The organism is Phocaeicola sp. GP0067, from assembly GCF_031119655.1.
In the GTDB taxonomy this organism is placed as follows: Bacteria; Bacteroidota; Bacteroidia; order Bacteroidales; family Bacteroidaceae; genus Phocaeicola; species Phocaeicola vulgatus.
On record NZ_JAVHZY010000042.1, the window covers coordinates 1 to 13,575 of the forward strand.

The following is a 13,575-nucleotide window of genomic DNA, read 5'->3' on the forward strand; positions in this document are numbered from 1 at the left end:
AATGGCATATGAAATGGTCATGCCCTATCATCTTCATATGCCATCTTATTTTTTAGAGACATTTACTGAATATCCCTAATAAGCGACATTCAGAAAATTATTAGTTCTGTGTTATGGTTGTAAAAAGCCTTCCCTCATGGCGAGAGAAGGCTTTTTATTATCCGTTAACCTTTTTGTAATCGGCCAGGAACTTTTCTAATCCTATATCTGTCAATGGATGGTTGAGAAGGCCTTTAATGGCGGATAACGGGCAGGTTACTACATCTGCTCCCACTTCCGCACATTGTAATATATGTAAGGTGTTTCGGATGGAGGCGGCAAGAACTTGTGTCTTGTAGTCATAAGTTTGGTACAATTCTACAATTTGTGCAACCAGTCCTACACCGTCATTGCAAATATCATCCAGTCTGCCGACAAACGGAGATACATAGGTAGCCCCCGCCTTTGCCGCAAGTAATGCCTGTCCGGCAGAGAAAACCAGTGTACAATTGGTACGGATTCCTTTATTACTGAAATATTTGATAGCTTTGATGCCGTCCTCAATACAAGGAACTTTTACTACAATGTGTGGATTAAGGGCTGCCAGTTCTTCACCCTCTTTGATCATTCCTTCGTAATTGGTGGCAATGACTTCGGCGCTGACATCTCCATCCACAATATTACATATCTCGATGTAATGCTTATGTTGGTTCTCAACTCCCTTAATACCTTCTTTAGCCATTAAAGAGGGATTAGTAGTTACACCGTCCAGTACGCCCAATGCGTTTGCTTCGCGAATTTGTTCCAGATTAGCTGTGTCAATAAAGAATTTCATAACTTTTTCTTTTAGATAATTAAAATCAGGTTAGCAATAGGCTGCTAAGCTACTGATATTAACAATGATAAACAAGCAAATGTTCCGATTTATCTGTTATGAGTTCTTTTTATAACTGAATACGGCCCAACCGTTCAACATGATAGCCATAAAAAGCAAGGCAATAAATTGCATGATCAAGTCATCGAATCCGCTTCCTTTCAAATAGACCATACGTGTCACTTGTATAAAATATTTCAAGGGATTGGCTATGGTGATGGCTTGAGCCCACTCAGGCATACTGTTGATGGGGGTGAATAATCCGCTCATCAGCATGATGATAATCACAAAGAAAAACATGACAAACATGGCCTGCTGCATGGTTCGGGAATAGTTGGAAACTACCAGTCCCATACCCGAAATGACGATAATGAACAGCAATGCGAAGAAATAAAGCAGCCATAAATGACCGGCCGGAACCAGACCATAGACTAACCATGCCAGAATGATACTGATTGTGAGGATCAGCATGCCAGCTACCCAGTAAGGAATCAGCTTGGCCAGAATGAAAGTGAACTTGCTTACAGGAGTCACATTGATTTGTTCGATGGTTCCGAATTCTTTTTCACTCACAATATTAAGAGCAGGCAGAAAGCCGCATAACATCATCAACAATTGCGCCATCAGTGCCGGAACCATAAATACCTTATAATCCAGATAGGGGTTGAAACGTCCTTGGGTATCTATTTTTATCACTGGGGAGGGAGAAATAGAGCCGGAATGGGAAATCCGGATTTCAGTGGCATAGGCATTCATTATATTACTGAGGTAGGAACTTCCCAACGTTCCTTTCGTTCCGTTTACGGTGTTGGCTGAAACCAGTACTTTTGCTACACCGGTTTTCAGCAAATCGCGTTCAAAGTGTGGCGGGATTTCCAAAATGAGGTCGGCATCTCCTTTTTCAATGCATTGCATTGCTTCCTGATAGTTGTTTGATACATCTATCAGATGAAAATATTCGGAAGCTCCCACTTTCTGTACTAATCGGGTAGAATAGGGGCTGCGGTCATTATCCACTATGCTGAGATTCATATTTTTGATTTCGAAGTTTGCGGCCCAAGGCAACACCAGCAGGATAATACAGGGAAATACGAGCAGCATCCGCGGAAGCATCGGGTTGCGCAGTAACTGCTTGAATTCTTTTTCTAATAAATACTTTATCATATCTTCCGGAACTTATTCTAATCGTTTGTTAAACTTTTTTAGGCTGATGATTAAAAGGACAACAGCCATCAGCATAAGTATACCCATTTCTCTCTGTGCATAACTGATACCCAATCCTTCAATCATGATTTTCTTGATTCCGACAATATACCATCTGGCAGGGATGACATTTGAAATCAGCTGTAAAGGAAGAGGCATATTCTCGATGGGGAATATCATGCCGGAAAGTAGAACGGTAGGCATCATCAGTACCATTCCCGAAAACAGCATGGCTTCCACTTGGGTACGGGCGATAGTGGAAACCAATAATCCCAACAGCAGAGATACTACGATGAAGATCCATGAGAGCAAAGCCAACGAAAAAAGACTGCCTGCTACCGGAACATGTAATACATAAACAGACAGCAACAGAATTGTAACCAGATTGACGCATGACAGCACAAAGTAAGGTACCATTTTGGCTATAATCATCCATAGCGGACGTACGGGAGATACCAGCAATACTTCCATCGTACCGGTTTCTTTTTCGCGGACAATAGAGATGGAAGTCATCATGGCGCATATCAACATTAAAATCAATCCCATTACTCCCGGCACAAAATTGTAGGCACTTTGCATACCCGGATTGTACAATAACTTTATTTGGGGGATAATCTGTATGGGTGATTGTTGTTGCATGATCCGGCTTTGCTGATAATCTGCAATAATATTGGATGCGTAAGAGGTCAGTATGGTAGCATTGTTGGGATCGGTGGCATCGGCTATCAGTTGTACTCGGGCTTTACCGGTATGCCGCAGATTGTTATCGAAACCAGCCTCAAACACAATGATCAGGTCCGAACTGCTTTTCCGGAGTGTTTCCTCTATCTCGTTGTTGTCATACAGTATCTTGTTGACATTGAAATAGTCACTGGCATCCAGTTTGTCGATGATTTGCCGGGTGGATACATCTTTTGAGAAATCCAGCACAGCTACTTTTACATTCTTTACTTCGGTGGTGATGGCAAAACCGAAAAGAATAATTTGTACGACAGGCATACCTAATAATATCAGCATCGTCCGGAGGTCCCGGAAAATGTGATAGAATTCTTTTCGCACAAATGATATAAATTGTTTCATTCTCTTTTTCTTTATCTCTTTTTCAACTTCTTACGGCCTTGCGTGCCAATTGTCTGAATACTTCATCCATGTCTTGGGCATGGAACCGTTCTTTTAACCGTTGTGGGGTGTCCAGCGCCTCGATTTTTCCATCCACCATCATTGAAATCCGGTTACAGTATTCCGCTTCATCCATATAGTGGGTGGTAACGAAGACGGTGATTCCCCGTTCTGCCGCCTGATAAATCAATTCCCAGAACTGCCGGCGTGTGGCAGGGTCTACCCCTCCTGTCGGTTCATCCAGAAAAACGATCTTCGGCTCATGGAAAATAGCTACCGAGAAAGCCAGCTTTTGTTTCCATCCCAGGGGAAGTGACCGGACCAATGTGTTTTTCTCATTCAAGAGCCCTAATTGTTCCAGCACCTTGTCTGTTTTTTCAGCGATCTCCTTGTCGCTCATTCCATAAATCCCTGCATATAGCCGGATGTTCTCCCATACTTTTAAATCTTCATACAGTGAGAACTTCTGGCTCATATATCCGATCTTCTTTTTAACCTGCTCGTATTGCGTGGCTATGTCAAAGCCCGCTACTGTACCTTTTCCCCCGGTAGGTTGTGATAAACCGCATAACATGCGCATGGCTGTTGTTTTTCCAGCGCCATTAGCACCTAGGAAACCAAAAATCTCTCCCTGTCTCACTTTGAATGAGATATGGTCCACTGCCGTGAAATTGCCGAATTGTTTGGTCAAGCCTTCTACTTCTATGGCGTATCGCCCGGTGACTTGCGGCTCATTAAAAGACAGCCCTTCAGGAGAAAGGATCGAACTGAACTGTTGAAGAATACGGTCCGGAGTGTCAATGCCTTGAATCTTTCCTTCACGGATAAATGCAATACGGTCACAGCATTTCATCTCGTTCAGGTAAGGCGTTGCCGCAATGATGGTAAGACCTTCTTGTTTCAATTTCAGCAGCATGTCCCAGAACTCCTTTCTGGATACAGGGTCCACACCGGTGGTAGGTTCGTCCAAGAACAGTATGGAAGGCCTGTGAATCAATGCGCAACTCAGAGCCAGCTTTTGTTTCATGCCGCCGGATAGTTTTCCGGCACGCCGGTGTTTGAAAGGTTCTATTTGTTGGTAGATATCCTTTACCAATGCGTAGTTCTCCCGGATAGTGGTATTGAAAAGCGTGGCAAAGAAAGTGAGATTCTCTTCTACGGACAAATCCTGGTATAAGGAAAAACGTCCCGGCATATATCCTGCCTGCCGGCGTATCTCTTTGTAATTCTTCACCACATCCTGCCCGCAGACTTCCGCTTTTCCTTCATCGGCTAGCACCAATGTGGTGAGAATGCGGAAAAGAGTAGTCTTTCCTGCACCGTCCGGTCCGATAAGCCCGAAGATTTCTCCCGGTTTCACCTCAAAGCATACATCTTTCAGGGCTTGAACTTCACCGTAGCTTTTGCTAACTCCTTTGACAGAAACGATATAATCCATTGTCCTATTTATTTCTTCATTTCTCCGTACATGCCTATCTTGATGTATCCGTCATTCTTTACTGCTATCTTTGTGGCGTATACCAGATTGGCGCGTTCGTCACGTGTCTGGATTGTTTTAGGGGTGAATTCCGATTTGTCTGAAATCCAGGTGATTGTCCCTTCGTATTCCCGGCGGTCATCTTTCCCTAAATCAGAAAACACTTTTACTTTATCTCCTAATTTCAGTTGGGATAATTGATCGGCGGTGATATAGGCGCGTAAAAAAAGATGTTGTACATCCGCCACTTTAAATAAAGGTTTTCCTTGCGTGGCCAGTTCCCCGGCTTCGGCATATTTGGCCAGTACTGTTCCGCAAATCGGACTGGTAATGTGACATTTGCGAAGCTGGTCATCCAGTTGGGCTACTTGTATTTCGTAGGCCGAGCTTTCTTCTGTGATACTGGCATTGCCGCGCTGAAGCGTAGAGATCTGTGCTTCCAACTGTTTTTTCAGAACGGCAATTTGGGAGTCAATATCATCTATTTGTTTTTGGGTGGCGGCATTTTCCTTCAGCAAGTTTTCTGTGCGTTTTCTTTCATATTCGGCTTTGCCGATTTGTTCTTTTGTGGCAGCTATCTGTTTATTGATGTCCGTGCTTTTGCTGGCTATCGCTTTACCGCTGGCCAGTAACTGCATCTTTTTCAAATAGAGTTGTAAGGTATCTATGCACCCCACTTCTTCCCCGGCCTTTAATAACTGTCCTTCTTCTATGTTGAATTGCATGATCTTGCCATTGGCTTCGGAGGATACAATTACTTCGGTAGCTTCAAATGTACCTGATGCATCATAGTCGCCTCTCTTGTTTCCGCAAGAGGATAAACCGAGCAGAGTGGCGGCAAGTAAGATATATTTATTTGTTCTCATATTGGTTTGTTGTATATTTTAATTCGTAAATGGCTGACAATAACTGAATTTCATGCAGGATTTTATCCTGCATGGCAATGTTCTCGGCTGTTACTTCACGTAACATTTCTGTAACGGTCAGTGTTCCGTTGGCAACTTTTGCTTGGGCTGATTTTTTAATGTTGTTACGTAGGGTGATAATCTCCTCATCGTTCTTCATCAGTTCCGTCAGTTTCTTAATTTCACTGTTGTTTTGAGTGATTTCCAGATGAGTGTTAAACAAGAACGTTTCTTTCTGTACGTTCACATCCTGTTGATTCAGTATTAATTGGCGAGATTCATTCTTACGAGTATATAGGTTGCCGAAGTTCCAGGAAAGGCGTACGCCTGCTACGTAATAGGCCGAAAATTCATTTTTCAGCATATTCAGTCCCGGGTTGCCGTATGCGCCTTGCACGAATAAGTCTAATCGGGGGAGGTTCTTGGCGGTAAGTTGTTTACGTTGCGCCTCCAGTTGCTGGTTCTGTGCCGCGAACAAGTTAAGTTCCGGACGTCGGATGAATTCTGTAGAATAGGCTTCTCCTTTATATAATAAGGCATTTACATCTGGTTTCTTTAGTGTGTTTTCGGTTAAAGGAGTAGGGTGGTTAATCATGATCTTCAACATCTCGCCGTAAGCACGATAGGTGGCTTCCAGAGTATGACGTTGCTGTATGTTGTTCAATTGTTCCACTTTTACAGCATCCAAATCGGCTTGATTGGCAATGCCATTCTTTACATATGCTGCAACATTGTCATAATTCCTTTGTAATTCTTCCTGCATAAGCTGGTTTTGCTTCAATTGCTCTTTCAATAACAGGATGCCAAAAAAAAGTTGGTTTACCCGTTCGTTGATGGCATACATGTCCACTTCCAGTTTCTGTTTGTCTACTTCGGATGTGGCACGGGTTACCTCTTTCCGTGCCCGGATGTTACCACCGTCCCATACCACTTGGTCCAGTTGCAACATAGCTTGGTATTGATCCTTGCGTATGCCGCGAATATCAATTCCGGGCAGGTCAACGGGTATTTCCGTTACATCCGATTGATAACTGGCTTTGGCGGACAATGAAACCTGTGGCAGATAACCCTTGCCGGCGTTAGAGATGTTGTATTCTTTCGTCTTTTCAATCAGTCCGTACCGTTTAATCAGCGGATAATGCGCCTGGGCTTGCTGCTGACACTCTTCCAGCGTGAGTTCCTGTGCATTCAAACAAATGGGACTGATGCCGAGAAGAAAGGTTGTGAGAATGAATAACCTTTTCATATTCTTAATCTGCTTAATATGATTTCTACATTTTCTTGTTTTCTGCGTTCCATATATTGATGATATTCTTCACCTTTTTCTTCTACAAACAATTGTATCAGTGGGTTTGCCACAAAGACAAAGATATTGAGTGAAATGGCGCTGACCATTAAATCTTCCGCCTTGACGGGGCGTATTGTGCCCTTCTTTATTTCCTCTTGCAGTGACCGGTCGAGCAGACTGATTGCTAACCGGAAATTAGGGAACAAGGTTTTACGGCAAATTTCTTTTCCGCATTCATTGGTCAGAATCTCCCTGTATATAAATAAAGGTAGTTCGGGATTAGCAGTCAAAAGGTCGAAGTGTGCTTCAATGAAACATTTTATTTTCTCCAAAAAAGGCAGTGACTCATCTACACGAGAAAGAAATGTATCGGCCAGTTGCCTGGCTTTTTCTTCAAATACTTTGTTGAACAGATTCTCTTTTGTACGGAAATAATAATGCAGCATGGCATGGGTTACACCAGCCTCCTTAGCTATTTCTGTTGTTTTGCTTCCGGAGAATCCTTTCTTAAGGAATTCTTTTTCAGCAGCTTTTAGTATGGATTGTTCTGTATTGCTCGTTTCTTCTTTCATATTATCATTTTTGTTTAACAGGATTGTTAGTAAACGCAAATGTATAAGGAATCATTGGAAACAACAAACAGATGAGATAAAAAAATGTGCTTTCTGTTCTTATGAAATGTTTTTTTCAAGGAAAGCTAATCTCTTTTTTGAGGCAGGTTAAGGCTTTTCTTTCTGTTGTGTTCTATCTCCATAGGCTTTGGAGTTAACTCCAAAGGCTGCGGAGATAACTCCAAAGGTTATGGAGATAACTCCAAAGCCTATGGAGATAGAAATAGAACGGCCGGAAAGCCTTAGCCTTCTTGGTAGAAAGCCTTAGGTCTGCCAATGAAAATACTTAGCTGTTTTCCCACCTGTCAGGTTGGGTCTCTCAGTAACACTATCGTTTGCCATAGGGGGGGGATGGAGGCGGGGTATCACAAGGTGATAATGATTAGTATATAATAAGGTATAAGCTCTAAAAGAGCACAGACATTCCACGGCGGATATATTCTCTTTCCATATCTTCCGGTTTCAATATCTTATTGTCAAAGACCAGCAAGTCAATATCCAGTTTTACCACCCCTTGAGCCTTGTCTTCGGGAATCCGTCCGCTGCGTCGTTCCAATTCTTTAAACAAATCACGAACAGAATCGGGTGAAAGCGTAGTGCTGAATTTTGCCAGTTGATTGCTGAAAGGGGAGTGAAAGCCGCTGCCAACAGCTTCCGTTTCCATCATCTCGCCGAAATGAATGTCGGGAAACGTGGTGCGCAATGCTTCCCGTGCAACCGAGAGTTGCGCGTAACGGTTGGTATTAGAGCCCATACAAAGCAAACAATGGTGTTCGTCCATAACATTTATTGCATTAATGGTGCAAATGTATGAAATGTTTTTGTTACTTTTGCATGAATATATAAAAGAAATGCTACCATGAAATTTATTGGAATTATTCCTGCAAGATATGCCTCTACACGTTTTCCTGCCAAACCTCTGGCCGTCTTGGGAGGCAAGCCTGTGATTCAGAGAGTCTATGAACAAGTGTCCGGCATATTGGATGAAGCATATGTAGCGACGGACGATGAACGCATTGAATCCGCCGTAAAAGCTTTTGGCGGAAAAGTGGTCATGACCTCCGTTCACCATAAAAGCGGCACAGACCGTTGCTATGAAGCGTATACCAAAGTAGGACGAGGATATGATGTGGTTGTAAATATCCAGGGTGATGAACCTTTTATTCAAAAATCACAGCTTGAAGCCGTGAAAGCTTGCTTTGAAGATCCTGCCACACAGATTGCGACTTTAGTGAAACCTTTCATCCCGGATGACGGGCTTGAAGCCTTGGAAAATGTAAACTCTCCCAAAGTAGTAGTCGGTAAGAATATGAATGCTTTGTATTTCAGCCGTTCCATCATTCCTTTCCAGCGTAATGTGGAGAAGGAAGGCTGGCTGAAAGGGCATACTTACTATAAACATATCGGTCTGTATGCTTATCGGGCCGATGTACTGAAAGAAATAACTTCGCTTCCACAATCTTCGCTGGAGCTGGCTGAATCGTTGGAGCAGCTTCGTTGGCTGGAAAATGGTTATACTATTAAGGTGGGAATCAGTGAAGTGGAGACAATAGGCATTGATACGCCTCAGGATCTGGCACGTGCCGAAGCATTTTTAAAACAAAGGGAGGGGGAGTAAATGCTGGACAGAACCACCCCACCGCCAATCCGCCAACTAAGCGAATTCAGTATAACCCGTCCCGACAGGAGGACGATGAAGAACGGGATGCCTTTGAATATCATTCATGCGGGAACCGAGGATGTTGTACGTTTCGATCTTCTGATAGGAGGCGGACAATGGAATCAGGAACAGCCGTTGCAGGCTATGTTTGCCAACAGGATGCTGCGTGAGGGAGCTGGGAATTTAACGTCTTCACAGATTGCGGAGCGATTGGATTATTATGGAGCCTGGCTGGAGTTATCTTCTTCCGTGAACTATGGATTCATAACACTTTACTCTCTGAATAAATATTTTGCCCGCACGCTGGCCGTCATATCCGAGATGATAAAGGCTCCTACGTTTCCGGCAAAGGAACTTTCCGTGGTGGCCGATACGAACAAACAGCAATTCCTGGTGAACAGCACCCGGGTGGAAATGATTGCCCGAAAGCAGCTGAATACAGCCTTGTTCGGTCCGGAGCATCCTTTCGGGCGCTATGCGGTAGCGGAGGATTATGACCGGATTACCCCGGAGGTGCTCCGTTCGTTTTATCGGAAATATTATCATTCGGGCAATTGTTCGGTATATATTTCGGGAAAGGTCACATCGGAAATTATCCGTTGTATAGAAGATAACTTGGGAAGTGGACAATGGGGGGAAGTGACGGAAAAAGCAAAGACAATGCTTGTTCCTCCGGTTACCACCAAAGAAAAGCGTATCTTTATAGAACGTGAGGATGCACTTCAAAGTTCCTTGAAAATGGGATGTTTCGTAATGGACCGTCATCATCCGGACTTTTTGAAGGCACGTGTCATGGTCACTTTGTTCGGAGGGTATTTCGGGAGCCGTCTGATGTCCAATATCCGTGAAGACAAGGGATATACATACGGTATCGGCGCAGGCATTGTGTCCTATCCGGAAACGGGAATACTGACTGTCAGTACCGAGGCGGCCAATGAATATGTGGATTCTATCATAACAGAAGTTTATCGGGAGATGGACAAATTGTGTAATGATCTCGTTCCTCAAGAAGAATTGGAAATGGTGAAGAACTATATGCTGGGCGATTTATGCCGGTCGTACGAGGGACCTTTTTCTTTGTCTGATGCCTGGATTTATATAGAAACGGCAGGGCTGGACGAACGCTTCTTTATCCGTTCGCTGGATGCCATCCGGGGAATCACCAGAGAAGAAATACGCATATTGGCTCAAAAGTATTTCTGCAAAGAAAACTTAATAGAGGTCATTGCGGGTAAAAAAGTGTAATAACCTATCATGTCCAAAGATAGAAAATCGTATCTTTGGCATAAATCTTATCTATTATAAGTAACGAACCAATGAAGAAATACGTATATATATTATTGCTTTTGGCATCGGTCAGTACATTGGCCACCGCTCAGATAAAGATCGGGAATTATACTTTTAAAGACGGGGGCGAATATACCGGAGAACTGAAAGGCAGAAAACCAAACGGTAAAGGAAAAACAATCTACAAGAACGGAAATACCTACGAAGGGGAATATATAAAAGGTAAACGCGAGGGGAACGGGACATATACGTTTCACGATGGAGAAAAGTATGTGGGGCAATGGTTCCAGGACCAGCAACACGGCAGCGGAACCTATTATTTTATGAATAACAACCGGTATGAGGGTATGTGGTTTACCGATTATCAGCAGGGTGAAGGCACTATGTATTATTATAACGGAGATGTTTATATAGGTAACTGGTTTCAGGACAAACGTAGCGGAAAGGGTACTTATACCTGGAAAGCAGGAGCCAAATATGAGGGCGAATGGAAAGAAGACAAGAAAAACGGACAGGGTGTTATGGTATGGCCCGACCAGTCAAAATATGAAGGCGAGTGGAAAGATGACGCACGTGACGGAAAGGGGACGTTTTACTATGTCAACGGTGACAAGTATGTGGGTGACTGGAAGGATGACGTGCAGCACGGTAAAGGCATTTATTACTTTCATAGCGGTGACCGTTACGAAGGTGACTACGTGAACGGTGAACGTACCGGGCAGGGTATTTATATACATAAGAATGGCGACAAGTATGTAGGGCAGTTCAAGAACGGCGAGCAGCATGGGACCGGAACCTTTACATGGGCCAACGGTGCTGTGTATGAAGGGCAGTGGGTGAATAACCAGCGCAGCGGTAAAGGACACTATATCTGGGCGAACGGCGATGACTATGAAGGTGAATGGAACAACAATATGGCTGACGGTGAAGGCACTCTGCGTACGGCTGACGGAACCAAATACAAGGGGCATTTCGTAAAAGGAAAGGAAGACGGCAAAGGTGTGCTTGAAGATAAGAACGGAGTACGCTATGACGGATTTTTCAAACAAGGGAAGAAACACGGCGCTTTTGTGGAGACTGACAAGAATGGAAATGTAATCCGTAAAGGTGTTTATAAGTTTGGAACGCTGGATGCGGAACAAAAATAAGAATATAATGTTGGATTTAGAGAAGATAACGTTGAATGTACGTGAAATAGCACTCCGGGCGGGTGCTTTTCTTCGTAATGAGCGTAGCGGTTTTGACCGTAGCAAGGTAGAGAAGAAAAATGCTCACGACTATGTGTCGTATGTAGATAAGGAATCGGAACGCCGTATTGTGGCCCAACTTCGGGAATTGCTTCCCGAAGCAGGATTCATTGCCGAAGAAGGTTCGGGCAGCCTGACTACGGAAAACTATTGCTGGCTGGTAGATCCGCTGGACGGAACCACCAATTTTATCCATAATAATGCTCCTTATTGTGTGAGTATCGCCCTTCGCAATAAAGAAGAACTGCTGGTTGGGGTGGTGTATGAGGTATGCCGCGATGAACTTTACTGGACTTATAAAGGAGCGCCTTCTTATCTGAACAACAAAGAAATACATGTATCAGATGTTTCTGATATGGACGAAGCGTTTGTGGCGTTAGGCTTTCCATACGATTCGCAAAAGTATAAGCCTTTGGCGGAGCATATCGTGCACGAGTTATATGGAAATGTGGGAGGCATGCGCCTGCAAGGAGCTGCTGCGGCAGAACTTTGCTATGTAGCTGCCGGTCGCTTTGAAGCCCGTATAGAAGGGCTGCTGGGACCGTGGGATATTGCTGCCGGTTCGATAATCTTGATGAATGCCGGTGGAAAAGTGACAGATTACAGCGGAGGGGGAGACTTTTATTCCGGTCGTGAAGTGTTGGCTACTAATGGAAAGTTGCATGATGAGTTTCTCAAGGTCTTGGGAAAAAAATAAATACTTCGCTTTTTTCTAGTTCGTTACAAATATATTTTGTAAGTTTGTCAAGTGAACACATGAACATAATGTAACATGGATGTATCTGTTATCTTTCAATTTTTAAAAGACCTGGCCGCAAACAATAACCGGGAGTGGTTTCAGGGGCATAAGGATGAATATCTGAAAGCTCAAAAAGAGTTTGAGGAATTACTGACAGCAATCATCGCCCGCATTTCGTTGTTTGACGAAAGTATTGTCGGTATTCAAGCCAAGGACTGTACATACCGAATTTATCGCGACACGCGTTTTTCCAGTGATAAGACTCCTTATAAGATACACTTGGGCGGCTATATCAACGCTCGTGGAAAGAAATCGGAACATTGTGGATATTATGTTCATATAGAGCCTGATAACTGTATGCTTGCTGGTGGAAGCTGGTGCCTGGAACCTAAAGTGCTGAAAGCTGTCCGCCAGTCCGTTTATGACAACATAGACGAATACAGGGAAATTGTGGAAGATCCTGCGTTCAAGCAATACTTTCCTGTTATCGGAGAAAATCACTTAAAAACGGCTCCCAAAGGATTTCCGAAAGATTTTGAATATATTGATTATTTAAAATGTAAGGATTATACCTGTGCTTATATGGTGCCTGATGCGTTTTTCCTTGCCCCTGACCTGTTGGACAAAGTAGAGGATGTTTTCAAGCAACTGAAGCGTTTTGCTGATTTTACAAATTTCACAATAGACGACTTTGAATGATAAAAGCAATATTTTAACCATTAAAATGAAATAATTATGGTAGTAGACAGATTAGAAAACTTAGAAAAGTACGCTTCATTGAATCCTTTGTTCGCTAAAGCAATGGAATATCTGAAGACTACAGACTTGAACGCTCAGGAATTAGGAAAAGTAAAATTACAGGGTGATGATCTGGTAGTAAACTTTTCTCAGACCAAGCCTAAAACTAAAGAAGAAGCAAAATTAGAAACTCATAATCAGTTTATTGATATACAGATTCCTCTGTCAGGGGTGGAAGTGATGGGTTATACGGCCCGTGAAGATCTTCCCGAAGCAGACTATGACGCAGATAAGGATATCTCGTTCTATCCGGGACTTGCCGAAAGCTATATTCCTGTAAAGCCGGGAATGTTTGCCATCTTTTTTCCACAGGATGCTCACGCTCCGGGAGTGTCTCCTGACGGTGTGAAAAAAGTGATCGTTAAAGTTTTGGTTTGAAAGAGAATAA

General features: G+C 43.3%; 14 protein-coding genes. 6 read left to right on the plus strand and 8 right to left on the minus strand.

The features are described 5' to 3' along the window. Positions 1-157 precede the first annotated feature (157 nt). The 8 genes from fsa to RE317_RS19845 form a co-directional block, all read right to left on the minus strand. Complete coding sequence (gene fsa / locus RE317_RS19810; RefSeq protein ID WP_005842067.1) at positions 158-814, minus strand: fructose-6-phosphate aldolase; 657 nt, start codon at positions 812-814, stop codon at positions 158-160. Positions 815-910: 96 nt separating this feature from the next. Continuing rightward, complete coding sequence (locus RE317_RS19815; RefSeq protein ID WP_008668971.1) at positions 911-2,017, minus strand: ABC transporter permease; 1,107 nt, start codon at positions 2,015-2,017, stop codon at positions 911-913. A 12-nt stretch (positions 2,018-2,029) separates the two neighbouring features. After that, on the minus strand, positions 2,030-3,136 hold the full coding sequence (locus RE317_RS19820) for an ABC transporter permease (protein ID WP_005852544.1): 1,107 nt from the start codon (positions 3,134-3,136) through the stop codon (positions 2,030-2,032). A 22-nt stretch (positions 3,137-3,158) separates the two neighbouring features. Continuing rightward, positions 3,159-4,613 (minus strand): ATP-binding cassette domain-containing protein, encoded by a 1,455-nt coding sequence (locus tag RE317_RS19825; RefSeq protein ID WP_008668975.1) that lies wholly within the window; start codon positions 4,611-4,613, stop codon positions 3,159-3,161. A gap of 8 nt (positions 4,614-4,621) precedes the next feature. Beyond that, on the minus strand, positions 4,622-5,518 hold the full coding sequence (locus tag RE317_RS19830; RefSeq protein WP_008668976.1) for an HlyD family secretion protein: 897 nt from the start codon (positions 5,516-5,518) through the stop codon (positions 4,622-4,624). Beyond that, complete coding sequence (locus RE317_RS19835) at positions 5,505-6,803, minus strand: TolC family protein (protein WP_005852538.1); 1,299 nt, start codon at positions 6,801-6,803, stop codon at positions 5,505-5,507. The genes RE317_RS19830 and RE317_RS19835 overlap by 14 nt, the downstream gene beginning before the upstream one ends. Next, complete coding sequence (locus RE317_RS19840; protein WP_005852536.1) at positions 6,800-7,417, minus strand: TetR/AcrR family transcriptional regulator; 618 nt, start codon at positions 7,415-7,417, stop codon at positions 6,800-6,802. The genes RE317_RS19835 and RE317_RS19840 overlap by 4 nt, the downstream gene beginning before the upstream one ends. Positions 7,418-7,862: 445 nt before the next feature. Then, positions 7,863-8,237 (minus strand): 2-amino-4-hydroxy-6-hydroxymethyldihydropteridine diphosphokinase, encoded by a 375-nt coding sequence (locus RE317_RS19845; RefSeq protein WP_005842059.1) that lies wholly within the window; start codon positions 8,235-8,237, stop codon positions 7,863-7,865. A 78-nt stretch (positions 8,238-8,315) separates the two neighbouring features. On the opposite strand from RE317_RS19845, the gene kdsB reads away from it, so the two are divergent. From kdsB to RE317_RS19875, 6 genes are all read left to right on the plus strand, one after another. Further along, complete coding sequence (kdsB, locus tag RE317_RS19850) at positions 8,316-9,074, plus strand: 3-deoxy-manno-octulosonate cytidylyltransferase (protein ID WP_005842057.1); 759 nt, start codon at positions 8,316-8,318, stop codon at positions 9,072-9,074. Beyond that, complete coding sequence (locus RE317_RS19855) at positions 9,075-10,361, plus strand: pitrilysin family protein (protein ID WP_008668981.1); 1,287 nt, start codon at positions 9,075-9,077, stop codon at positions 10,359-10,361. A gap of 71 nt (positions 10,362-10,432) precedes the next feature. After that, positions 10,433-11,551 carry a phosphatidylinositol-4-phosphate 5-kinase gene (locus tag RE317_RS19860; RefSeq protein ID WP_118430284.1) on the plus strand — a complete coding sequence of 373 codons (1,119 nt, stop codon included), beginning with the start codon at positions 10,433-10,435 and terminating at the stop codon, positions 11,549-11,551. Positions 11,552-11,558: 7 nt separating this feature from the next. Beyond that, positions 11,559-12,347: an inositol monophosphatase family protein gene (locus tag RE317_RS19865; protein ID WP_005842051.1), complete on the plus strand. Its 789-nt coding sequence runs from the start codon at positions 11,559-11,561 to the stop codon at positions 12,345-12,347. Positions 12,348-12,422: 75 nt separating this feature from the next. Then, positions 12,423-13,088 (plus strand): DUF2461 domain-containing protein, encoded by a 666-nt coding sequence (locus RE317_RS19870; RefSeq protein ID WP_005842049.1) that lies wholly within the window; start codon positions 12,423-12,425, stop codon positions 13,086-13,088. A gap of 36 nt (positions 13,089-13,124) precedes the next feature. After that, positions 13,125-13,565, plus strand: a complete 441-nt coding sequence (locus RE317_RS19875) for a YhcH/YjgK/YiaL family protein (protein WP_005842047.1) — start codon at positions 13,125-13,127, stop codon at positions 13,563-13,565. Positions 13,566-13,575 lie beyond the last annotated feature (10 nt).

Excerpts from the sequence above, each read along its gene's own strand:
- RE317_RS19820 (WP_005852544.1), bottom strand. The coding sequence starts at position 3,136 with ATGAAACAATTTATATCATTTGTGCGAAAAGAATTCTATCACATTTTC.
- RE317_RS19825 (WP_008668975.1), bottom strand. The coding sequence starts at position 4,613 with ATGGATTATATCGTTTCTGTCAAAGGAGTTAGCAAAAGCTACGGTGAA.
- RE317_RS19855 (WP_008668981.1), top strand. The coding sequence starts at position 9,075 with ATGCTGGACAGAACCACCCCACCGCCAATCCGCCAACTAAGCGAATTC.
- RE317_RS19835 (WP_005852538.1), bottom strand. The coding sequence starts at position 6,803 with ATGAAAAGGTTATTCATTCTCACAACCTTTCTTCTCGGCATCAGTCCC.
- RE317_RS19845 (WP_005842059.1), bottom strand. The coding sequence starts at position 8,237 with ATGGACGAACACCATTGTTTGCTTTGTATGGGCTCTAATACCAACCGT.
- RE317_RS19870 (WP_005842049.1), top strand. The coding sequence starts at position 12,423 with ATGGATGTATCTGTTATCTTTCAATTTTTAAAAGACCTGGCCGCAAAC.
- RE317_RS19865 (WP_005842051.1), top strand. The coding sequence starts at position 11,559 with ATGTTGGATTTAGAGAAGATAACGTTGAATGTACGTGAAATAGCACTC.
- RE317_RS19875 (WP_005842047.1), top strand. The coding sequence starts at position 13,125 with ATGGTAGTAGACAGATTAGAAAACTTAGAAAAGTACGCTTCATTGAAT.
- fsa (WP_005842067.1), bottom strand. The coding sequence starts at position 814 with ATGAAATTCTTTATTGACACAGCTAATCTGGAACAAATTCGCGAAGCA.
- RE317_RS19860 (WP_118430284.1), top strand. The coding sequence starts at position 10,433 with ATGAAGAAATACGTATATATATTATTGCTTTTGGCATCGGTCAGTACA.
- RE317_RS19815 (WP_008668971.1), bottom strand. The coding sequence starts at position 2,017 with ATGATAAAGTATTTATTAGAAAAAGAATTCAAGCAGTTACTGCGCAAC.
- kdsB (WP_005842057.1), top strand. The coding sequence starts at position 8,316 with ATGAAATTTATTGGAATTATTCCTGCAAGATATGCCTCTACACGTTTT.
- RE317_RS19840 (WP_005852536.1), bottom strand. The coding sequence starts at position 7,417 with ATGAAAGAAGAAACGAGCAATACAGAACAATCCATACTAAAAGCTGCT.
- RE317_RS19830 (WP_008668976.1), bottom strand. The coding sequence starts at position 5,518 with ATGAGAACAAATAAATATATCTTACTTGCCGCCACTCTGCTCGGTTTA.